Source organism: Arminella tubonensis (genome assembly GCF_003240585.1).
Classification (GTDB): Bacteria; Pseudomonadota; Alphaproteobacteria; order Rhizobiales; family Rhizobiaceae; genus Rhizobium; species Rhizobium tubonense.
In genome coordinates this window covers 623,845-645,499 of record NZ_PCDP01000001.1, presented here as the reverse complement: position 1 = coordinate 645,499, position 21,655 = coordinate 623,845, and the positions used below count along the sequence as shown (strand labels likewise).

Annotated in this window: 23 protein-coding genes and 1 tRNA gene; 16 read left to right on the top strand and 8 right to left on the bottom strand. The window is 58.1% G+C overall.

Features of this window, described 5'->3' with window-relative positions; all coding sequences use genetic code 11:
* Positions 1-362: 362 nt before the first annotated feature.
* The gene (locus CPY51_RS03340) at positions 363-1,391 is read left to right on the top strand and encodes an acyltransferase family protein (protein WP_111158597.1); all 1,029 of its coding nucleotides are present in this window, start codon (positions 363-365) and stop codon (positions 1,389-1,391) included.
* Positions 1,392-1,479: 88 nt separating this feature from the next.
* On the opposite strand, the gene CPY51_RS03335 is transcribed toward CPY51_RS03340, so the two are convergent.
* On the bottom strand, positions 1,480-1,884 hold the full coding sequence (locus CPY51_RS03335) for a hypothetical protein (RefSeq protein WP_111158596.1): 405 nt from the start codon (positions 1,882-1,884) through the stop codon (positions 1,480-1,482).
* A gap of 303 nt (positions 1,885-2,187) precedes the next feature.
* Between CPY51_RS03335 and CPY51_RS03330 the strand changes: the two genes are divergently transcribed.
* The 4 genes from CPY51_RS03330 to CPY51_RS03315 all read left to right on the top strand — a co-directional run bounded on the left by CPY51_RS03330 (position 2,188) and on the right by CPY51_RS03315 (position 6,134).
* Positions 2,188-2,264, top strand: a tRNA-Pro gene (locus tag CPY51_RS03330).
* 371 nt (positions 2,265-2,635) lie between these two features.
* Complete coding sequence (locus tag CPY51_RS03325; protein ID WP_146260066.1) at positions 2,636-3,559, top strand: transferrin-binding protein-like solute binding protein; 924 nt, start codon at positions 2,636-2,638, stop codon at positions 3,557-3,559.
* Positions 3,560-3,564: 5 nt separating this feature from the next.
* Entirely contained in the window at positions 3,565-4,905 is a 1,341-nt protein-coding gene (locus tag CPY51_RS03320) for a surface lipoprotein assembly modifier (protein ID WP_146260065.1), read from the top strand.
* A gap of 314 nt (positions 4,906-5,219) precedes the next feature.
* Positions 5,220-6,134 (top strand): cell wall hydrolase, encoded by a 915-nt coding sequence (locus CPY51_RS03315; protein ID WP_111158593.1) that lies wholly within the window; start codon positions 5,220-5,222, stop codon positions 6,132-6,134.
* A 73-nt stretch (positions 6,135-6,207) separates the two neighbouring features.
* On the opposite strand, the gene CPY51_RS03310 is transcribed toward CPY51_RS03315, so the two are convergent.
* Positions 6,208-7,422 (bottom strand): MFS transporter, encoded by a 1,215-nt coding sequence (locus tag CPY51_RS03310; RefSeq protein WP_111158659.1) that lies wholly within the window; start codon positions 7,420-7,422, stop codon positions 6,208-6,210.
* A 236-nt stretch (positions 7,423-7,658) separates the two neighbouring features.
* On the opposite strand from CPY51_RS03310, the gene CPY51_RS03305 reads away from it, so the two are divergent.
* On the top strand, positions 7,659-8,090 hold the full coding sequence (locus CPY51_RS03305) for a DUF1810 domain-containing protein (protein ID WP_111158592.1): 432 nt from the start codon (positions 7,659-7,661) through the stop codon (positions 8,088-8,090).
* Between the two features lie 38 nt (positions 8,091-8,128).
* On the opposite strand, the gene CPY51_RS03300 is transcribed toward CPY51_RS03305, so the two are convergent.
* Positions 8,129-8,434, bottom strand: a complete 306-nt coding sequence (locus tag CPY51_RS03300; protein ID WP_111158591.1) for a hypothetical protein — start codon at positions 8,432-8,434, stop codon at positions 8,129-8,131.
* A 357-nt stretch (positions 8,435-8,791) separates the two neighbouring features.
* Here CPY51_RS03300 and CPY51_RS03295 point away from each other — a divergent pair, with 357 nt between their 5' ends.
* The gene (locus CPY51_RS03295) at positions 8,792-9,013 is read left to right on the top strand and encodes a hypothetical protein (protein WP_111158590.1); all 222 of its coding nucleotides are present in this window, start codon (positions 8,792-8,794) and stop codon (positions 9,011-9,013) included.
* A 19-nt stretch (positions 9,014-9,032) separates the two neighbouring features.
* Here the strand turns inward: CPY51_RS03295 and CPY51_RS03290 are convergent, their stop codons facing one another.
* Complete coding sequence (locus CPY51_RS03290) at positions 9,033-10,064, bottom strand: GlxA family transcriptional regulator (protein WP_111158589.1); 1,032 nt, start codon at positions 10,062-10,064, stop codon at positions 9,033-9,035.
* An 89-nt stretch (positions 10,065-10,153) separates the two neighbouring features.
* On the opposite strand from CPY51_RS03290, the gene CPY51_RS03285 reads away from it, so the two are divergent.
* Entirely contained in the window at positions 10,154-11,530 is a 1,377-nt protein-coding gene (locus CPY51_RS03285) for an FAD-binding oxidoreductase (protein WP_111158588.1), read from the top strand.
* A 20-nt stretch (positions 11,531-11,550) separates the two neighbouring features.
* Here the strand turns inward: CPY51_RS03285 and CPY51_RS03280 are convergent, their stop codons facing one another.
* Positions 11,551-12,525 carry a GlxA family transcriptional regulator gene (locus tag CPY51_RS03280; protein WP_111158587.1) on the bottom strand — a complete coding sequence of 325 codons (975 nt, stop codon included), beginning with the start codon at positions 12,523-12,525 and terminating at the stop codon, positions 11,551-11,553.
* Between the two features lie 163 nt (positions 12,526-12,688).
* The gene (locus tag CPY51_RS03275; RefSeq protein WP_111158586.1) at positions 12,689-13,339 is read right to left on the bottom strand and encodes an HD domain-containing protein; all 651 of its coding nucleotides are present in this window, start codon (positions 13,337-13,339) and stop codon (positions 12,689-12,691) included.
* A 260-nt stretch (positions 13,340-13,599) separates the two neighbouring features.
* Here CPY51_RS03275 and CPY51_RS03270 point away from each other — a divergent pair, with 260 nt between their 5' ends.
* The 3 genes from CPY51_RS03270 (at position 13,600) to CPY51_RS03260 (ending at position 16,384) form a co-directional block, all read left to right on the top strand.
* Positions 13,600-14,553 carry a ring-cleaving dioxygenase gene (locus tag CPY51_RS03270; protein WP_111158658.1) on the top strand — a complete coding sequence of 318 codons (954 nt, stop codon included), beginning with the start codon at positions 13,600-13,602 and terminating at the stop codon, positions 14,551-14,553.
* Positions 14,554-14,602: 49 nt separating this feature from the next.
* On the top strand, positions 14,603-16,057 hold the full coding sequence (locus CPY51_RS03265; RefSeq protein ID WP_111158585.1) for an MFS transporter: 1,455 nt from the start codon (positions 14,603-14,605) through the stop codon (positions 16,055-16,057).
* 123 nt (positions 16,058-16,180) lie between these two features.
* Complete coding sequence (locus tag CPY51_RS03260; protein WP_111158584.1) at positions 16,181-16,384, top strand: hypothetical protein; 204 nt, start codon at positions 16,181-16,183, stop codon at positions 16,382-16,384.
* A 32-nt stretch (positions 16,385-16,416) separates the two neighbouring features.
* Here CPY51_RS03260 and CPY51_RS03255 read toward each other — a convergent pair whose 3' ends face one another.
* Complete coding sequence (locus CPY51_RS03255) at positions 16,417-16,821, bottom strand: VOC family protein (RefSeq protein ID WP_338049389.1); 405 nt, start codon at positions 16,819-16,821, stop codon at positions 16,417-16,419.
* 231 nt (positions 16,822-17,052) lie between these two features.
* Between CPY51_RS03255 and CPY51_RS03250 the strand changes: the two genes are divergently transcribed.
* From CPY51_RS03250 to CPY51_RS03230, 5 genes are all read left to right on the top strand, one after another.
* Positions 17,053-17,445 (top strand): DUF983 domain-containing protein, encoded by a 393-nt coding sequence (locus CPY51_RS03250; RefSeq protein ID WP_111158657.1) that lies wholly within the window; start codon positions 17,053-17,055, stop codon positions 17,443-17,445.
* 118 nt (positions 17,446-17,563) lie between these two features.
* Positions 17,564-18,298 carry a hypothetical protein gene (locus CPY51_RS03245; RefSeq protein WP_111158582.1) on the top strand — a complete coding sequence of 245 codons (735 nt, stop codon included), beginning with the start codon at positions 17,564-17,566 and terminating at the stop codon, positions 18,296-18,298.
* A 194-nt stretch (positions 18,299-18,492) separates the two neighbouring features.
* The gene (locus tag CPY51_RS03240; protein WP_111158581.1) at positions 18,493-18,822 is read left to right on the top strand and encodes an ArsR/SmtB family transcription factor; all 330 of its coding nucleotides are present in this window, start codon (positions 18,493-18,495) and stop codon (positions 18,820-18,822) included.
* Positions 18,819-19,283, top strand: a complete 465-nt coding sequence (locus CPY51_RS03235; RefSeq protein ID WP_111158580.1) for an SRPBCC family protein — start codon at positions 18,819-18,821, stop codon at positions 19,281-19,283. Before CPY51_RS03240 ends, CPY51_RS03235 begins: the two co-directional genes overlap by 4 nt.
* Positions 19,284-19,328: 45 nt before the next feature.
* Complete coding sequence (locus CPY51_RS03230) at positions 19,329-19,742, top strand: GFA family protein (RefSeq protein ID WP_111158579.1); 414 nt, start codon at positions 19,329-19,331, stop codon at positions 19,740-19,742.
* Between the two features lie 623 nt (positions 19,743-20,365).
* Here CPY51_RS03230 and CPY51_RS03225 read toward each other — a convergent pair.
* Entirely contained in the window at positions 20,366-21,547 is a 1,182-nt protein-coding gene (locus CPY51_RS03225; RefSeq protein ID WP_111158578.1) for an acyltransferase family protein, read from the bottom strand.
* Positions 21,548-21,655: the final 108 nt, after the last annotated feature.

Genomic DNA, 21,655 nt, shown 5'->3' with positions numbered 1-21,655 from the left:
GCACTCTGGATCAATGCTATCCGCAACGGCGCCGACTTCGCCGACTTGAGCCCTGACGTCTCCATCACGCTACTCATGTTCGGCTGAACCGGCAGTCGCGCAACGAAGCCGCTGCGGTGTTGCTGTGGATGCACCATGGCTCATATCAAACTCATCAATAGCGAAGATTAGCGCGAGTCTAGCCCGAGTTTACTAAACTTGGCGTTAAGGCCGGGCATGTCTGCAAGATAAGGCTTCGACCGCAGGAGGCAGGCCAGCTTGAGTATGTTAATTCGCTCGAACTGAGCAGCGACTTTAGGTCTTTTTCAATCAACTTGTGCGATTACACTTGAGGCGATGGTGCCACCCTTCGGGATATCTAGGTGTCACAGTTGGTGGATCAACAACGCAATCGCTCTGAGCATGTCCCCGCACTCGACGGCTGGCGAGGCCTTGCCGTTACTGTGGTGCTTCTGGGTCATTTCTGTCTCGACCGACGCTTCTGGTATGTGAGTACTTTGGGGGTTGAGCTATTTTTCGTGCTGTCGGGGCGTCTGATGGCGGACATTCTGTTTGTGCGACAGATGTCGCTGCCAATGTTCTTCGCGCGGCGTTTCACGCGAGTTTATCCGGCGCTGGTGGTATTTATCCTGGTGATGGGCCCGCTGTGGTGGGCGACCTCTCACGAAAGCACAATGTCGGCAGCAATCCTCGCCCTGACGCTCACGATAAATTACGCGATCTTCTACGGATTTCCATTCACGATATTCGATCACATCTGGTCGCTATGCGTCGAGGAACACAGCTACCTTCTGTTAGGCCTTGTCGCTTTTACATTTCGCAATTCGAGCCGGGTGGCGGCAGCAAGCGCCGTTCTGCTGATCGGATCTGCCGCTATGATCAACGGCATAATTCGCCTCGATGTCTTCGGATACAACACGGCTCCGACAATCTGGCGCACCGATGTAGCTATGGCGCCGATCTTTATCTCCGCTGCCTTTTTCATGCTCTCTTCGCTCGATGACGCTCGCAACTACTGGAAGTGGCTCACGCCTCTTGCCGCGATGGGGGCAGTTCTGACGTGGTTTTCGGGGCCGAATGCTGCCGTATATTACGGTTGCTCGATTATTTTCCTGGCGATTGCCGTTACCGGTGTCGATCGGTCCGTACTGCCTTTCCGCGCAATACTGGAGAGCCGAACACTTCGCTTTCTCGGTCAATGCTCTTTTTCTATCTACCTCTGGCAGGAATTCTTCTACAAGTTGAACGTCGGTGTATTGCCCCCGGTTATTCTGCTCTTCGCTGCAATCTGCTGCGGAGTTGCCGGTTACTATGTGATCGAGCGCCCACTGCGCTTGGCTCTCAATTCCATGTTCTTCCGCCCGACGAACGCGCCTGCTGTCAGCGGCTAATTACAATTCCCTGCGATACTCCGCCCAAAAACGAAAACAGGCGGCCCAACGAGCCGCCTGCATCGGAAAACCCTCTCGGATGGCCTGCTCAGCTTTTCGCCTGTTCCGGCGGTGCGAGCAGTTCGGCGCAATAGGATGAGCCGGTGGTGCCGGGCATGTCGCCGAGGATATGGATGGAGCGGATGACATAGTCCGACGAGGTGGTGATGTCGGCCTTGCAGCTGAGGTGGACCTTGCCGCCGGCCGTCTTGCCCTTTTTGTCGTCGGCCGCGACCTTCACGGTCTTGTAGCCGCCGCGCCAGTTATAGACACGACCGCCGCCATCGTCGTGGTCGGAGATCGGCGGGCCGTAGCTGGCGAAGAAACGTCCGGCAGACTGGCCGACCCAGCGGGCCGACACAGGGTCCGACGCCGGCATCGACGGTATGGAAATGGTGTTACATCCGGCAAGGGCCAGCATCAGCCCCGCCGCAGAAATCGTGCGGAAATTCATCGTATCGTCCTTGAGCTCTTGTCGCGCATTCGACCGTTGGAAATGCCGCTGTCCCGCGCCGTTCCCGCTTGTCCCAATACCGGCTTTAACCCCAAAGCGAGCAAAAGAAAATTGCAATGAGCCGGCTTAGGCGGAATTTGCTGAAGGTGTTGCGTTATATGCACTTTTCACGCGTCGTGGCAGCGCTCGCGTGCAGATGCGTCCGGCCGATGCAGCGGCTCATTTTCGCCGGGAAACCGTTTCCTTTTGGATTTTGGAGCTTGTGCAACGAAAACGGCTGGTCTATAGAGGCGCCGCTGGTCACGGAGTGTAGCGCAGTCTGGTAGCGCACCACGTTCGGGACGTGGGGGTCGAGTGTTCGAATCACTCCACTCCGACCAGCTTTTTCCCGCCGTTAAATTCCCGATGTTTTCTTCATAAGCAGAACCCGCGCACTTTCGGCAGGCATTCGCAAACGATGCCGACAAAAGACCGGAAGCAAAGGCTTGAGATTGCCATTTGCGACGCGCAGGCACATTTGAATGTGCCGTCTAAGCTCCCTTCGTCATTCATCCATCGCAATGTGCATTTTTATTGCAGTCATAATAGTTATATCTATCTAAAGTAGCATATTTTCTAACGAAATTCAATTTATGCGATTGCCACCGCACATTAACTTATGCAATCATTGTTTGCATTAAACGACGCTATCGATCTTCCATAGCGATGGTCTTTTTAGCGCGCACTTTTTCTTTTAGATGGGGGATTATATATGCGTAAGAATATTATGATGGTGGCCGGATTAGGCCTCGCACTGGCTAGCTGCGGACATAGCTCGAAAGAGACGCATACAACGACAGGTACAGCTAAAGCTGCGCCTGCATCCGCCGCAGCGTCAACTTCGGCACCTGCTACCTCTGGCGGAGCATCGCTTTCGACAGATGTGAAAGCACCCAGCACCAAGGGTTATCCGCTGACGGCAAAAGGTCTGGGCGTCGTTGCTGTAGGCGCTGCTGCCCCCAGCCAGGTCTCGCTGACCGGAACAGTCAAGGAAACGACATTCATGACTGGTCCTGCGCCGATTACCTTTGAAGGCAAGGGCAATCCCGCGATACAGGGGACCATCATGACGTCAAGTCGCAGCAACCAGATCGATAGCTCGACTCGCTTCCTGATGAGTGACCAGTCGGCAAGTTCGAAGGATGCTCCGACGGCATTCGGCATTCTGGTCGATCATTCGAAGGTAGGTCAGTTTGCCGCCGGCGCATATTATGGTGGGAAGACCGCAACCAATATCCCCACATCCGGCACCGCGACATATAAAGGCAACTATGCGGGGTCGCTATCCAATGGTGCTGTCGCCGAGAATAGCAAGCTGGGCGCGAGTGGCGATCTTGCTCTGACGACCGATTTTGCCGCTGGGAAGATTCAAGGTGATATCAGCAATATCCAAAGTGCCACGGCCGGGCAGCCAACCAAGCTGAAATTCAGCTCCACCATGAGCGGGGACAAAGCTTCATATGCAACGGGCCAGGGCGATACCATTTCGGCTACTGTTGCTGGCGTGGACAAGGTCGTTCCGGGCAAGGTGGAGGGTGGATTCTTTGGCGTCGGTGCCAGCGAAACGGCTGGTGCGATAACGACCACGGATGCTGGAGCATCCACCGTCGGCGCATTTTACGGCAAGAAGCAGTAGCGACTGTGCCTAAAAGTGGCAATCTGACGCCTTCTGCTTTGTCAGTCCTGGCAAAGTGCCTGGGCAGCCTTTTCGCTTTTTACTGCATAATTTTTTCCGGTATTTGCATTGCAAATGCAGATACCGGGAAGGGCTATTCTTTCGAAAGCGTACGCAGCCGCATAGAGGCGGGGCAATACGACGAGGCGCGTGCCCTTGTTGCGCAATCTGGAACGGGAAGTGCCAGCGATGTTGCCCGCGCTTTCACCGAGGCTTTGATTCTGAAGCATCAGGGCAATCTGAAAGCGGCTGCCGAACAGATGCAGAAGATCGTACTGGCTCACCCGAAGTTTGACAGGGTGAGGCAGGAACTGGCGCATACCTATTTTCTTCTGGGCGAAAACGAACACGCTAAATATCAGTTTCAAATTTTATCCGCGTCCAGCCAATCTCCTGCATTTCGATCTCTCTATAATAATTACATCGATTCCATCGATGCACGGCGGCCATGGACCCTTGATGGCTATGTCTCGATCGCTCCAAGCTCCAACATTACCAATGGCGTGAATTCGGATACTGTTTTCGTCGGCGGCGTTCCTTTGGTACCCGGCAATAAGCAAAAGAGCGGCGTCGGGATCAATTTTGGTGCGTCAGGCACCTATAGGTTCGATCTCACTGATCGAATGGCTTTGGCCGTGGGCGGCAATTTCGATGGCACAAAATACCGCGACAAGGATTACGACGACTTCTCCGGACGGGTCTTTTCAGAACTCTCCTATAAAAACGTGGACTGGCGCTTCGGTATAGGGCCTACGCTGGAGCGAACCTACTACGGCTGGGAGGGCAGCCGTTTCGGCTACGGTGCCGAAGGCTCTGTCCAACGCCGCATTGGCGCCGGAGGCGATATTTTGCGGCTGACATCAGGGGTGCGTTATCTCGATTATGATAGTCAGGACGCGATGAGTGGCGTCGAGACGACGGTGGGCCTGCGATATCAGCATGCTTTTTCGGCGTCCTTGTTAGCCAACATCGGCGTGACGACAACTCGGATGGACGCGGAGAAGGACTTCAACTCCTATAAAAGCGCGCGCCCCTATCTTGAGGTCTATTCCGATTTGCCCTTTGGCATACTCGGCAGCATTGCCGTTGGATACGAGTCTAGAAATTATGGCGGCAAGTTTCCCTGGACCGGCCAGGGACGCAAAGACGGGCAGATTGGCATTGCGGTCAGCGGTACCTTTCGCAACCTGAGCTACATGGGTATCGCCCCGCAGCTGGAATATCGTTATACGAACAACAATTCCAACATTGGCCTTTACGACTACGATTCTCACGCGGTGAACCTGTACTTTACCAAGAAATATTGACCATCCGAAGTGACGCCGCTGCACACCAGTCCATCATCGGTGAACGAAATGTTCGGTCATCCGTCCGAGCGGCAGGAGGTGGGCCGCACGAGGAACGATCGAGGCATTTCGGCGTGCAAGAAAATTTCATTCGGCTGCCGGAGGCCAGGCATTCGGGACCCGGCATACAGGGCTGATTGAGGGCCCTTTAGCGGATGTTAAGGTCCATTCGTCATATAATTGTTGCGATCCGTTTGGAATTCCTTCGAATTTCGGCTATGAAGCTCTCTCTTGATCGATAAGGGCTGTTCTAATCATATGGGAGGCACCTGCCGTTGAGGGCGCAACGCGTATTGGGTACATGGGTTTTCGGTTTGTTGTTTGTCGGGTTGGCGGCTGCAGGCTGCACGACTGCGCCGTCTGGCGCTAGCAACACTTCCAAGTCTCTTCGGCCAACGAAGGTCACCTATAACTACACGGTCAAGGACCGCGATTGTCTGAAGCGGGCCATGTATTTCGAGTCCGAGCACTCGGACCATGATGGTTACATGGCGGTCGGATCGGTCGTGATGAACCGGCTGACATCGGGCGCTTACCCCCCGACGATCTGCGGCATCGTTGCGCAGGAAAAGCAATTTGCGCCAGGTGTAATGACGAGGGAGGTCAAAGCACAGGCAGAGCCGGAGCTCGAGCTGGCAGCGACCTCGCTCCTGCGCGGAGAGCGGCATCCTGGTGTAAAGGACGCGATGTTCTTCCACACCCAAGGCCTGAAATACCCTTACAAAAACATGCACTACGTTGCTGTCGCCGGCGGAAATGCCTTTTATGAGAAACGCGACCAGGACGGGACGCTTGAAACGCCCGCGCCGCTTCCGGCCTATGAAGTGGCGATGAACTACGTGCCGATGCAATCGGTACAGGCGGCGCAGTTTCCGCTATTGTTGCCAACGGAACAGCAGGTTCCGGTACCTGTCGTAGCTCCTGTTCCTCCTACCCTCCCGCTTCCAGACGCTGTCGCAGTCGCCACGCCGGTCACACCTCCGATCCCGGCCCAGGTTCCGATTCCACTTCCTCTGCCCCTCGCGCCATCTGATTCGACTTTTGACGTGGCCCAAACCACCGGCGAGGCGTCTCCCGCCGCAATGCCAATTCCGCAGCCTCGTCCAGAGCTGATTGAAACGACCGGATCCATCAGTCCGATAAAGGCGGCGTCTGCTCCGGCAAAGGGCGCGCCTGCTCCGACGCGCTGAGCAAAGCACGAATGGAAGGGTGCCCCTTGGCGCATCGCCCTTCCTTCGCCTTGACGACCGAGGCTGGCCGACATCACGTCACGGGTTCGAGCGCCGTCCCGGTTGCCTGCCGTGGCAAGGGCGGAAATGCGAGTGCTATTCCCGCGGCCCCCAGCCCAACCAACGCGGATCCGATGAAGAGCCAGGAATAGTTGGCGAAGGTGTCGAATATCCACCCGCCGACAAGAGGGCCGAAAGCCATGCCGAGACTGGAGAGCATGGTCGCTGCACCGAACACGGTGCCGATGATGCGCGGCCCGAAATACTCCCGCGCCAATACCGCATAGAGCGGCATCACGCCGCCATAGGCGCTCCCAAAAATGACTGCCAGGGCATAGAATTCGCTGAGCTGGCTGACAAACAGATATGCCGCGAGCACAAGCGCCTGTATCAGCAGGCCGGCGACCAGAACCGGTTTCACCCCGATCCTGTCGGCAAGTCCGCCATAGAGCAGCCGGCCGCCGAGCCCCGCCAGCCCCTCGACGCTGTAGATGCTGACCGCCGCCATCGGCGTGATGCCGCAAATGCTGGCGTAGCTCACCATATGGAAGATCGGTCCCGAATGCGCGGCACAGCAGGCAAAGAAGGTAAGGCCGAGCACGATGAATTGCGGCGACCGAAATACCTCTGATAGTGAAGGCGCGGCGCTCTCCAACGAAGGATTTGCAGCCTGGTCGCTGGCGTCAACAGGCGCACGCCTTACCAATAGCGCCGCCGGTACGAGCAGAGCCCAGGTCAAAACCCCGATGATGAGCATGGCGGTTCGCCAGTCGTAGGCCGAGATGAGCCAGCGTGCGAAAGGCGAAACGGTCATCGGCGCGACGCCCATGCCGGCCGAGACGAGCGAGACCGCAAGGCTGCGGTTCGTCTCGAACCATGCGGTGGTGGCAGCGATCATCGGCGCGAAAAATGTGCTTGCCGCAAGTCCGACAAGGATGCCGTAGGTCAGTTGAAATTGCAGAAGCGAGCCTGCGCGGCTTGCCAGCACAAGCGCCAGCCCCAGAAGTACTGCTCCTATCAGGACGACAATGCGGGGGCCGAAACGGTCGCTTGCAGCGCCCCAGAGAAAGCCGCCAAACCCCATGACGATGAAATTCAGGGTCATCGCGCTCGCTATGCCCACATGCGACCAGCCGGTGGCTGTAGCAATCGGCAGCTGGAAAATCGCCAGCGAAAACATCGCGCCCAGCGCAACGCATGTCATCAATGCACCCGCACAGACGATCACCCAACGATAGGAAATACTCATGGCCACGTAACCCCATGTCGGCAAGATGATCGGGAAGCGGGCCGCGGCTTGCCGTCCTCCGCGCACCTCCGATCTAAAGACGTTTGAGACCTCGCTATTTCGACAGCGTCACCACATTTTTTTCGGCCGTTGCACCCGTTGCTCCGATATCCGCACATCTCGCGAGTTGAACTTGCGGGCTGTTGGAGCGTTCAGTTTGTGCCGATATGCAAACCGGGCCAAGAGGGGGAAGTGTCGTGGCAGACAATTTCGATCTTCAGCGCTTCAGGAGCGCGCAGGACCAGGTCTATCAAACGGCGCTCGCGGAATTGCGCGATGGCCGCAAGAGATCCCACTGGATGTGGTTCATGTTCCCGCAGATCAAGGGCTTGGGATCATCGGCGATGGCGCTCCGATACGCTATCGGGTCGAAAGAGGAGGCGCAGGCCTATCTGAGCGATCCCGTTCTTTCTTCGCGGCTAAGGGAAATGACCGGAGCGATGCTTGATCTGGAAGGCGTCAGCGCCCACGACGTGCTTGGATATCCTGATGACGCCAAGTTCAGGTCGTCCATGACCTTGTTCGCCGCCGTCGGGAGCGACCCGATCTACAATGAGGCTCTCGGCAGGTTCTTCGATGGCCGGGCGGATGAAATGACGCTTGAGATCCTTCGCGGATCGAACGCCTGATTTCGTCTGTGCAGCATCCGTTGCAGAGATCGGTTCGACTACCGCGGGTTCCGACCCCAGTTCGTTCGGCAGATGAAAACGGGGCAGCTATTGTCGTCATTAGCCGGAACGGCAGCGCGAGCGAGCGTGTCGGTCCCGCTGCAATAGGACGCATCCCTCACATACCGGTCATATAGCGTAAGCCCGGGCACCTTGCGCGAGGGATAGCGCAGTATGACGGCTCCCTCGTGCTCGATGATCTTTCCGAGCGCAGCGCAACTCATCGAACTGGATGAAAACTTGCTGGCAGCCGTCGCTTCGTTCGCCTGGACGGCCAAGAGGGCACAGAGGAAAAATGCTCGCATCACGTTGCTCCCATCGTTCGTAGCAATCGACAATAGAGCGCTGCGTCGCGGGAATCCAGACACGCTAATTTGAGGGGCCCGCCATGCCACGGTGGCAAGGGGGTCGCGAGCCCCGCCTTCCGAAGTCGGCTCCTTCCATATGACCCCGGTCCGAACCACGGCAACCCCCGTCATCTAGGGGGACACGCTGCCTGCGCCATCAGGCTCGCCAGGCAATCCTAGTCATATCGGGGTAGGGCAGCGAGATTTGTGGCCTCTGGACTTGCCGCGTGAGGCCGTTGCCCTAACTTTGCCCCATCAATGGAAGCTAATCTGCCTTGGAGGTCTGGCCGTTTGGGACCGGATAAAGGAGTAGCGATGACCAGACGAGATGCTGTACCGCCCTTCCTGTCCACAAAAATTGCCCTCGAGCGACGTGGCGCCCTTGCGGACGCGATCGACGACGCGATCAGAAAGGCGATGTCGGAAGGCTGCGGGAGCGAGGAAATAACGATCGTCCTTGCAGAAATCGCCGAGCGATACAGAGCCCACGTCACGACGGACGCCGGACAGATCGATATCGTCGGCACGGTCCACTGAGTTTCGACCGATCCGCGGCCTATTCGTGCCTGAGCGCCCGGCCCAATGAGCCGAAACGCAGACGATAGTGCGACGGTGTCATTCCCGTCTTGCGCAGGAACAGTCGGCCGAAGAAGCTAGTGTCCTCATACCCGGTTTCGTTGGCGATGGCCTCGATGGGCATATCTGTGGTTTCCAGCATTTGCTTGGCTTCCTCGAGCCGTAGCGCGTGGACATAGTCGAGCGGTGTCATGCCCGCCGCTTTGGTGAAGCGCCGGATGAACGAGCGTTCGGGCAGGCCGGAAAGTGCCGTCATCGCCGCGACGGGGGCGTGGGTCCTGTAGTTCATCGCCAGCCATTCCTGGCACTTGTTGATCGCCGCGTCTCTCGTCTGCCGGAAGCCCATCAGCGACGCGAACGGCTGCTGGCCCAGGTCGTGCCATTGCAGCATGTAGACCTTGGCGACCTCCATCGCTTCCTTCAGGCCGACAAATCGTGCGATGAGATAAAGCGCGAGGTCCTGCCAGCTCGACCCGCCGCCCGCCATGACGATGCGTTGGGCCTCGCCGCTGAGCACGAGCGAGCGATCCACTTTCACCTTGACGCCTGGATAGTTGTTGGTGAGCGTCGCCACATAGCCCCAATGAATGGTGGCATCGCAATTATCGAGCAGCCCGGCCTCGCCGAGCAGCACCGCGCCCGAGCAGGCGCTGGCCAACATCGCGCCGTCCTCGTGGGATTGCTTCAGCCATCCCGCTTCAGCATCATATTGCCCCGAGACGCTTTCCCCTGGATTGACGAAGAAATCCGGAATGCACACGATGTCGGGCTGCGGGCAGCCGTTGAGATCGAAGTCCGGCTTCACCCAGATGCCGTTTGCGGCCTGAAAGCCCTCGCTGGTCCGTGCGACGATGTAGGGACGCATGCGCTGTTCGCCGGCTTCACCCTTGACGATGAAGGGCCAGTCTCTGCCCGGAGAGGAGAACAGGTCAAACATGCCGAACAACGCGGAGGCCGTGACTTCAGGCACCGCGAGGATGGCGACATTGATGCGGCTGTCTTCAACGAGCATGGCAGAAATGACCGCGTTCCAGCGTTTTCGACTTTAGTCCCGAACGGTGGACGGTACTAGGCTTTGGCTGAACTAGAGGAGATTTCGACATGACCCACGAAGCACTCCGCAATCAGCTGCGCGGCGAACTGCTTGAGCCGGGAACTCCCGCCTACGACGCCGCGCGCATCGTATGGAACGGCATGATCGATAGGCGACCGGCGCTGATTGCAAGATGCCGGAATGCGGCTGATGTCGTGGCGTCGGTGAACCACGCCCGAACCCAGGATTTGGTCATCGCCGTTCGCAGCGGCGGTCATAATGTTGCGGGCTATGCCGTCTGCGATAGAGGGCTGATGATCGACCTGTCCCTCATGAATGCCGTCGGCATCTCGCCCGCACGCGACCGGGCTTTTGTTGAAGGCGGGGCGACGTGGGGCGATGTCGACGCCGCAACCACGCCCTTCGGACGCGCAACACCGGGCGGACTGATATCGACGACGGGGGTCGCCGGCCTTTCCTTGTCGGGTGGCATCGGCTGGCTCCGGGGTACACGTGGTCTTAGCTGCGACAATATCATCGCCGCCGATGTGGTCACCGCCAATGGTCGCCTGATCCGCGCCAGCGAGAGTGAAAATGCCGACCTGCTATGGGCATTGAAGGGCGGCGGCGGCAATTTCGGCATCGTCGTGAACTTTGAGTTTCGCCTGCACCCGATAGCCGAGGAGATGATGTTCTGCGCTCCCGCCTATCCTGAAGAGCGCGCCAACGACATTATTCCGAAGTGGCGTGACTACATGGCGTCGGCACCGGACGAAGTAACCGGCCTCGCCGAATTCTCCACCATACCCCGCGATCCGGCGCTCCCGGAACACACATGGGGCAAGCGTGTGCTCGCGCTCGCCACGGTCTATGACGGCTCGGCGGAAGAGGGCGAGCGTGTGACCCGGCCGTTGCGTGGCTTCGGTGAGCCTCTGCTCGATTTCAGCGAGCGTATGCCTTATCGTGTGCTGCAGGCCATCTATGACGGGCTGTTCCCCAAAGGGCGCGACCGCTGCTACTGGAAATCGATCTATCTCTCGGGGCTGGACGACGCGGTCATCCGCGAGATCACCGCGCGGTTGGCGAAACGTCCGTCCGAGATGACGTTTGCCTCGATCTGGAAATTTGGCGGCGCAGTACAGCGCGTGCCGGCCGATACGACGGCATTCGGCGACCGCTCCATGCCCTTCATGCTTAGCCTCGACGCGATCTGGTCCGACCCGGCCGGCGACGAAGCCAATATCGGCTGGGTTCGCGACTGTTGGCAGGACATGCAGCGCCATTCCACCGGTCGCCTGTATCTGAACTTCCCGGGGCTTGGAGAGGGCGAGAACCTCGTTCGCGATGCTTTCGGCAGCGAGACCTATGCGCGACTGCAGGGCATCAAGCGCAAGTTCGATCCAGGCAATCTTTTCCGGATGAACCAGAACATTCAGCCGCAATGAGAACAGCAATCGCCGGCCATTCAGCCGGAAGGCTTCTTGAAACTGGCCCGGTATTGGCTTGGTGTGACGCCGAGCTGCCGGCTGAATACCAGGCGCATCCGCTGCATGCTTCCGAACCCGCATTCGAACGCGACCGACTTCAACGGAAGATCGCTGGCCTCCAGCATGTTGCGAGCGGCGTCGATCCGCGCCTGCTCCACAAATTCTCCGGGCGTGGAATTCGCGTCCTGCTCGAAGGCGCGGGCCAGACTTCTGGGACTTGTTCCGGCGATCGCCGCAAGATCACCCACCGAAAGACGTTCGCGAAGGTTGGCGATGACATGCGCATATACCTTGGCGATCAGGGAATCGTCGCGTGGCGGCGCTGCGAGGTAGGGACTGAATTGAGACTGGCCGCCTTGTCGCTGCGCCACCACGACAAGGCGTTTGGCGACCGCCAACGCTACAGCGGCCCCATGATCTTCATTGACGATCGCCAGCGCCAGGTCGATACCGGCCGTAACGCCCGCCGAAGTCACAAGTGCACCATCGCGGATGAAGATGCGGTCGAAATCCACTTGGGCTTCGGGAAACTGGTCGGCCAGCGCCTGCGCGTCCTGCCAATGGGTCGTGACAGACCGGCCGCGGAGAAGGCCTGCATGCCCGAGCACGAAGGTGCCGCTGCAGATCGACCCGTAGTGCTCGCTTCCGGCAATCAGCCGAAGCAGCGCCTCGATGAGGCCGGGTTCGGGCTCCGACTTTGAAAGATGTGGACCGCCGGCTACGAGAACGAGGTCGAACTCTGCGGCGACATCGGCGTAGGAAATGTCCGCGGACAGTAGCATGCCGTTGGAGGCACGGAACGGGCTCGTATCGGAACCGACGAGCGTCAGTCGATAGCCCGCATCCCGAGGCAAATAGCCGTTGGCCTCGGCAAAGACGTCAAGCGGGCCGGAGACATCAAGCGACTGCACGCCGGGGAAGACAAGGATTGCCACATTCACCAGCTTCGCCATCTGCATCTCCGATCGAGAAACCATCAATGGGGTTCTGTCACATTGATCGCACGAAAGCCAAGCCTGCGCGGCCCGCATTCATGCAGAGACGACCGCCTCATGGAAAAAGCTGGCCGCCGCGAATTCCTTTGCGTCGTTGCTTAGCTATCCCGGGGGTAGCGCCTCAGCTATCCCAGGTCGAATTCATGATCAGCTCAGCAAAGTTGACGCGCTTGTAAGTCGGATCCATCCGCTCGAGCACATCGGCCTTCACATTGCCGAAGGTCGTCTCCGGCTTCTTGATCGTGCCGTAGCAGAATGCCGAAAGAATGCCGTGCTTGAATTTCAGGCCACGCGGATGGCAAGTGCAGACCTCCTCTCGCTCGGCATCCGAAAAGTCATTGTAGGCAAGGCCGAGCACGTCCATCTCCACGCCTGCCGTCACCAGTGCGACGACTGGACGCTTGTGCTGGGGAATTCCCGGTGTCGTGTGAAGGGCGATCGAATCCCATACGTCGTCGACGTCCTGCTGTGAAATATCGTAGGATTTCAGGAAATCCCGCGCGGCGTTGGCGCCATCGACTTCGAAGCGCTCGGTCTCGCTGGCATAGGTATCGATGATGCCCATGTCGTGGAACATTGCGCCGATATAGAGCAGTTCTGGATCGTATTTCAGCTCCTTGCGCTCGCCCGTCAAAGCTCCAAACAGAAAGACGCGACGGGAATGGTGGTAGAGAAGATCCGTCTCGCTATCCCTCACCAGCTCCGTTGCAGCCTTCGCCATCTGGCTATCCGGAATTCTTATTCCGGCGATGATTTCTGATTTGTCCGACATCTCGCGGCTCCTTGCTCAATTGCTCGTGGGGCCATCTTGCGACCGTCGAGCGCTGGCAGCAATCAAACCGACGCGTCGTTTCTTGCCAATATGAAACCGATTTCTGCCAGCCGATCGCTTTCTTCGGCTATAAGGATGATGTCGATCCTGAAGCCGAAACCCTGCGTGCAACGGTGAACAGTCCGTGCATCGGAGCGAGCTATTCGCCGGCGGCCAGGCAGCCCATATCAGTGCAAAGTAATTTGGTCCCGGAGGGCATCATGACACTGCAACTTTCTGGAATTCACCACCTGACGGCCATCACGGCCGACGCTGCGGGCAACCTGCGTTTTTACACAAGGGTTCTTGGGCTGCGGCTCGTTAAGAAGACCGTCAACCAGGACGATACCAGCGCCTACCATCTATTCTACGCCGACGGCCTGGCGAGCCCCGGCACCGACCTCACCTTTTTCGACTGGCCCGTCGCTCCGGAACGCCGGGGGACACACAGCATTTCGAGAACCGGCCTCCGCGTCGGCAGCCGCGAAACGCTCGCATGGTGGAAGCAACGCTTCGATGATCTCAAGGTCGTGTCGGGCGAGGTCATGGATCTCGACGGACGCGCATCCCTTGATTTCGAGGATCCCGAAGGCCAGCGGTTTCGGCTCGTAGACGACGGCGGCGCCGCACCTTCGCATCCCTGGCAGGCGAGCCCGGTTCCTTCCGAGCACCAGATCAAGGGCCTCGGGCCGATCACGATCAGCGTGCCTGATATCACGAGCACCGCACTGGTGCTGACCGGCGTCATGAACATGTCGGAGGCGCGGTCCTATCCTTCGCCGGATGGTGAAGGCGACGTCCACGTGTTCACCATGGGCGAGGGCGGTCCCTCAGCTGAGCTTCATGTCGCCGTGCAGCCGCGGCTGGCGGGTTCCAACCAGGGAGCAGGCGCCGTCCACCATGTCGCCTTCCGCACGCCTGACGAAGCAGGCCTGCACGAATGGACGGAAAGGCTGAAGCAGGCGCGCTTGCCATCGTCCGGAGAGGTCGAACGCTTCTACTTCCGTTCGCTCTATTTCCGCGAGCCAAACGGCATCCTCTTCGAGATCGCCACCGACGGGCCGGGCTTTGCCGTCGACGAACCCATGGAGACCCTCGGAGAATCGCTATCGCTTCCGCCGTTCCTTGAACCCAGGCTGGCGCAGATCGAAGCCAGGTTGAAATCCCTGGACTAGCTGCGCCTCAGGTGTAGACCTGAGCGAGGTCCCATCCGGAAGCGAAGACATGACAAGCAGCGCGAACCCTCAGCCGAAATCGCAAGTGGATGATGCATCGGCAAAATGGGTTCTCGCTGTCAGCGTCCTCGGCAGCAGCCTCGGCTTCATCGACAGTTCGGTGGTCAATGTCGCGCTGCCTGCAATCCAGGACGATCTTTCTGCGGGGCTGGCATCCATCCAATGGGTCGCGAATGGCTACATGCTGACGCTTGCCAGCTTCATTCTGCTTGGTGGCGCGCTTGGCGACCGACTCGGCACGCTTCGCGCATTTCGCATCGGGTTGACGATCTTCGTCGCAGCGTCGGTCGGCTGCGCGCTTTCCTTTTCCGTACAGTCGCTCGTCGCCGCACGCCTGATACAGGGAGCAGGTGCCGCCTTGCTTGTCCCAACCAGCCTGGCGCTGATCAGCCAGGCCTACACAGGCGAAGCCCGGGGCAAGGCGATCGGTACGTGGTCTGCCGCCGGAGGCGTACTGATGGCGCTTGGACCTCCGCTCGGCGGCTGGATGGTCGACCATGCAAGCTGGCGATCCATCTTTTTCATCAACGTTCCCATCGCCGCCCTTGCATTGCTGCTGAGTTTCAAGATTGTCCGCGGGCAAGCGAGGGACGCCTCCCGTCGCCTTGATATCCCGGGTTCCGTTCTCGCCGTTCTTGCGCTCGGCTGCATGACCTATGGCCTGATCGAGTTGGGGCAGGGCGCCATGCTGGCCGGATCGGCGCTTCTCGCAACCTCCGTCCCGCTCATGGCGTCGTTCATTTATGTGGAGGCCAGAAGCAGCGCACCGATCATGCCGCTGCGATTGTTCAGGGATCGGAATTTCGCAGGATCGAACGCCCTAACCGCCATCCTCTATGGAGGTCTTGGAGGGGCTATCTTCATGCTGCCATTTGTGTTGATCAAGGTGCACCACTACAGCCCGACCGAGGCCGGCGCGGCATTCCTGCCGCTCTCGATCATACTCGGGCTCGGGTCGCGCCTGGCAGGCGGCGTCGCAGGCAAGGTCGGCCGCCGGCTGCCGCTGATTGTCGGGCCGACGATTACGACTGTCGGTTTTGCAATGCTCGCACTTTCAGCACAAATGCCAAGCTACTGGACCAGCTACCTGCCGGGCCTTGTCCTGATAGGCATCGGCATGACCATCGCGATCCCGGCACTGACGACAACCGTGTTCGACAGCGCCCCGGATGCGGATAGCGGTGCTGCCTCGGGGATCAACAACGCCTTCGCTCGAAGCGGGGGTCTGCTGGCAGTGGCGGCGCTTGGGATCGCGTTCGGGCGATCGGACCTTTCGTCACTCAGCGAGCAGAACCTCTCGAATGCCTATACGGTCGTCATGTGGTTTGCAGCGCTTGCTGCCGCCCTCAGCGCCGTCTGCGCGGCCGCGACGATTACCTCGGAGACGGAAAACAGGCCGCATGAGGCACCGCGGAAACGCACCCCGGCAACACCTGTGTCTTAAAAGCGTCAAAAGGTTAACGTCGTTATTTTTCCTTTATTTCAACGAGGAACGACCTTTTTCATACCGCGAAAACGGCGGGTTGAACCCAGAAACTCCACCTCAATAACAAGGAGGTGGAACGTCATGATTTCAGAATTCAAGAACAAGCTGGTCGAAGCCATTCAGCAGCGCGCCGACGGTTACCATGCGGTCGGCATCATGAATGTGCTGCAGGCCCTCAGCCTGCCGGAGATTCCGGGGTTGATCTATAGTCACCCCGACGCGTCGAAGGCCAATGTCGGTGTGACTGTCAGCCGCCAGGAACTCCGCGAAATGGCCTGCCGCTAGGCCGGCATCCCCGGAAAATACAGCGGCAGCGCTCATGCCGCCGCATTGACTTCGATAATATTGCGATCCGGGTCAAGCAGATAGAGTTGCGGGAACCCCGCGACGCTATTGCGAACGACAAGCAGCCGCTTGGGGTCACCCTCATCGGCATTCTCGCGAAAGCCCTTGGCCGTCAGCCTGCCGACGAAAGCCTCGAAATCGTCAGTGCGAAACGCAAAATGTGCGTCGGCGCTATCGATGCGGGCATCTGTTCGAAAGGTTCCCGACGGGTTGACGATCAGATGGATCTGATGACCCCCGCAAGCCAGCCACGCTCCTGAACTCGAAAAGGGCGGCCGCTCGATTTGTTCGAGATCGAATACCGCGCGGTAGAACGCGACTGATCGCTCCAGATCTGTCGTAACGATGGAGACGTGGTGCAGCAACATTTGGGACATTGTCTCCCCTCCCGTTATGATTGTAGTCGCCGATAGATGACCCTAGCCAGAGCAACGCATCTCGACAAGTCGCCCAACCTAAGTAAATGTATTTTCGTCTGACCTTTCGGGACAGGAGAGGGACGAGTTCTATTCGAGCGACCGGCCGGACGGCCTCCCTTGCAAGATCGGTCGAGCATCGCTGGCACTTGCATCAAGCTCCCTGCGGCTCAAAAGGACAAGGTGATTGTCATGGACGAGACCTACCCGCCGATCCCTCCGCTGCAAACCGGTCTCAGGGGCCGCTGCCCACGCTGTGGCAAGGGGCGCCTGTTCACCGGTTTCCTGAAGCTCCGACCCTCCTGCGAAGTCTGCGGCCTGGACTATTCCTTCGCCGATCCCGCCGATGGTCCGGCATTCTTCGTCATCTGCTTTGCCTGCATTCCAACGGTACTGCTGGCCGTCTGGCTAGACGTCGCCTTCGATGCATCGATCTGGACGCAGTTCCTGATAACCGGGCCGTTCATGGCGCTGACATGCATCCCTCCGCTAAGGCCGCTGAAGGGCTGGCTGATAGCAAGCCAGTATTTCTACAAGGCCGAGGAAGGGAAGCTTTCCGGGGGACCGGAAGCTTCCGAGGAGTGATGGTAAGTGGAAAGCCCCGTTCGATGATGCGGCCGCAGTCATCAACCGTAAGGCCTAGTTGACTAACCCCACCCATACGACTGACACTCCAGGCTCAGACGCGGTGGGGGGATCGCAGATGACTGACCTTTTGGCGGCGAAGACGCGTGCGCAGCCTATTCCGGATAGCACTATAGCCGAGATGGCCTCCGACATGGAGAGAGATGGCTATTGCTGCCTTCCGTCTTATGTCAGCGGCAAGGATCTGGTGCAAATGCAAGAGTTTGCATCTGCGATTATCCGGCAGTCCGGGCGAACGTCACTGTCCTTGAACCGCAGCGAACAATTTTCAGGCACCAAATTCGAAGCGCTCGCCAACTCGGAGCGCTTTCAGGAGATTTTTTCGAGGCTCTATGAAATAGCGCTCCAAAAGCCTTCGCCCGAAGTGAATTTCTATCAGGTCCTTCGTTGCCTCACGGGCGAGGATATGGCGAGGGAATCCTTCATCTTTCACTATGATAGCTTCCTGATAACAGCGCTGCTGCCGGTGATCATTCCCAAGAAAGGTCGGCGCGGCGACTTCATCATGTTCCCAAATACGAGGGGAGTTCGCTCGGCTTACCTTATCAACCTCATCGACAAGATGCTGGTCGACAACAGGATATCCCAATGGATCCTGAAACGAGTGGCGCAGTCGGGCTATTTTGGGATGAAGCGAATTAGCCTCGTGCCCGGAAATCTATACTTCTTCTGGGGCTATCGAAGCATTCACACCAACGAGCCATGTGACCCGGATCAGCTGAGATCGACGGCGCTATACCATTTTGCGGATCCACACATAGACAGCCCGCTCAAAGCGCGCCTGAGGCGTTGATCTGCCGCCGCCCGCTCCTGACGAGGGGGCGGCCGCAAATGGCACGTTTGAAATCTCTGGCATGTTTGTCCGCGGGCAGGCCGCCGTCACAGGCGGAGCCTTTCGCGCGCCCGGACAATGCAAGGTCACCAGAATTCGAGAACGAATAATGATTAGTGTTGACTAATTGATAAGTATCGGCTAATTGTTTCGACATGATAGAAGCTACCGAGATTTCCTCCGTCATGCGTGCGCTCGCCGATCCGACCCGGCGGGCAGTCTATGAGCGGATCGTCAGCGCGCAGGAGATTACCGTCGTCGAATTGACGCGCGGCAGCGGCGTGACCCAGGGGGCCATCTCCCAGCATCTGAAATCGTTGAAGCAGGCTCGTCTGGTTACTGAGCGACCCGAGGGGCGAAATGTCTACTACCGCGCGGAGCCTGAAGGGCTTGTCCCGCTGCTCGACTGGATGAGCCATTACGGGCTCTTCTGGCAGGAACGCTTCGATAGCCTGCGAACCCTATTGAAAGAGATCGACCCATGAACAAGGCAATGTTGCAACCCAACTCTCGGGACATCGTCGTTGACGAGTTCTTTCCGCATGCTCGGGAAACGATCTGGAAGACGTTGACTTCAGGCGACATGATCGCGCGCTTCCTGATGAAGCCGACAGGATTTGCACCCGCACTGGGCAATCACTTCACCTTTCAGACTACCCCCGCCGGCGAATGGGACGGGATCATTCATTGTGAAGTGGTTGATGTGGTCCCGAACGAACGCTTTGCCTACACCTGGAAAGGGGGGCACCCGGCCAACAGGGGATACGGCTCGCTGCTTGATACCCTCGTCATCTGGACGCTCAGCGAGGTCGAAGGCGGAACGCGTCTTCGCCTTGTCCATTCCGGGTTCATCACGCCAACCAACGATACGGCATTCATGAACATGAGCGAGGGTTGGAAGAAGGTGGTCCCACGTATCGGCCCTATCGTCGACGAGCAGAGCTAGCCCCGAATCCCTTGATGTCATCGTTGTTTTTAAAGGAGGAATCACATGAGTGAACTCTATACAGGCGGCTGCGCGTGCGGTGCGATTCGCTATCGGATCGCTGGCGACCCGCTGGTGATGCTTGACTGCCAATGCCGCCAGTGCCAGCGCGAGAGCGGCACGGGACATGCATCTCATCTGACCTTTAAATGCGAGGATGTGGCTGTCGAAGGCGAGGCAGCGCATTGGGAATTGGTCGGTGATGGAGGGCTTGTCAAAAAGCGTAGCTTCTGTCCCACCTGCGGCTCGCCGGTCTACATGACGTTTCCCGGCATGCCTGATTATTTCGTTGTTCGAGCAGGAAGCCTGGATGAGCCGGCTCGGTACAGACCGCAGATGATCTCCTGGACTGCGAGCAGCCAGGCATGGGATCACGTGGATCCACTATTGCCAAAATTCGATAAGATGCCGCCGATCTGACCCAGCGAAGGTAGATCGGCAGCGAGGGGCATCGGAGAAACTCCGTTGCCCTTCGAAGGCCTGCTGGATCAAGCAAGTTCGCAGTAATGTTAGACTCCGAACTTTAGTCGTCCATTTTAGGTATCATCAATTTCGCCTGGAGTATCTGTATTTACTTTCCCTGCGCTGTAGACGAGAAGGCGCCTTCAGGCTTGGGGCGCTTTACACATGATTATTGCAGGTATTCTGTACGCGGCTTTCGCAGTCGCGGCTGTTATTGTGCTTTGGAAGATTGTCCGGACGAAAAGCGCTGAAAGGCCGGATAGGAACCCAGGAGATTGGTGATTTATCTAGTCACCAGCCAGGCATTCGACGGCCCTTGCAGCCACCCCGGCCACTGTTCTGTACTATCTCGGGCCAGCCGCAATTCACCCTAATCGATCGCTAACCTTTGAGCCGAGTAAACCCACGGCGCATCTTGGTGGCGGGGTAAATGACGTATAACTGTTGTTGCATACTTGTGCGCATATGCCCCCCATCGGACGTGCCCGCGCCCGATGATTGATTTTTGACCCGTCGCCCCAACAGGTGACGGGTCTTTTTCGTCCTGGCCCTAATGGGCATTTGATTTCAGCGGCTTGATCTTACTCCGCAGCCGCGCGGGGAGCCTTTGCGGCGGGCGCCTCGGCCACTGTTGGCTCCGCCTCCTTCTCGGTCATCCGCGCGGTAAAGCTGAATTTCTTTCTCATCCTCAGGATTGGTTTCTCAAACCAATGCCACGACATCCAGGCGACCCCGGTAACCAGCACGCCGGAAACGAGGAAGTGGCTGATCGGCGAAAACGTCCGCGGGAAGAGGTAAACCAGAGCCTGCTGCAAAGGGTAGCCGTATAGATAGATGCCGTAGGAATAGTCCCCTTGATCGAAAAATGGCACGCTCGGAATTTCCGTTATCCCGACAAAGACGGTTATGTAGACGAGCGGAACGAGCCTGGTGAGGTCGGTCGAAACGCCAAACCTGTCTCCCGTGCTCAGGACGACAATGAAGAGCGCCAGGACGAAAAGCGATATCGAGTAAGGAATATGCTCCTTCCAGATGAAAGCCACGCAACCAACCAGAAAGTAGACATAGATGTGAGCCCAGAGCGGCCAGGTATAATGATGGATGGCCGTCTTGAATCCATCGCTGTTGAACAATTCAATTCCGGTCGCCGTCAGCGGATTGAAATCCGCCATTCGTAGCCCGAAAATTATCGCGCCGATGACGGCTGCGAATGCAAGCAACTTCCATTTCCTGGAGATCACTCCCGAGACGATCATGAACGACATCAGGACGTAACACCCGAGCTCGAACGGGATCGTCCAGAGCGAACCGTTGACGGTTGCCGGGAATGGATTGCTTTCAAAAACGCCGGGCAGGATAAAATGTATCAGGCCCAATAGGTTGGCGAAATACGCCCGAAATTCGTAGCTCCCGAAATAGGTGCTCAGGGAAACCGTCGTCAGCAGCGGGCCGAGGATCAGCGCGGATATGAAGATATCCATGGCCAAGGCCGGTACGATGCGCGCGCCTCGGTTCAAGAGAAAGTTCGACAGGCTCAGCCTCGTCGCGCTCCCCGTTATGAGAAAGCCGCTCAGAGCGAAAAACATGGGGATCAGCGCATCGTGGAAGGTTTTCGCGTAACCCGCTCCAAATGGTCCGTCAGTGCCAAGAACGATCAGGTAGGAGTGGGTCAGCAATACGGAAAGTGACAGGAAAACTCTAAGAAAATCAAAGCCTTTTCCGAGGCCCTTGTTTTTTGCAAGCTTCGCACCGATCGTTTGCATGACCACCTCTTTAAGCTGAATTCTCGCTAAGCCCATAGAATACCTCAACAATGAGGCCACTCTGAGAATGCTAAGCCAGGTTGACTATTAAGGGTGTCGGGAGATGCA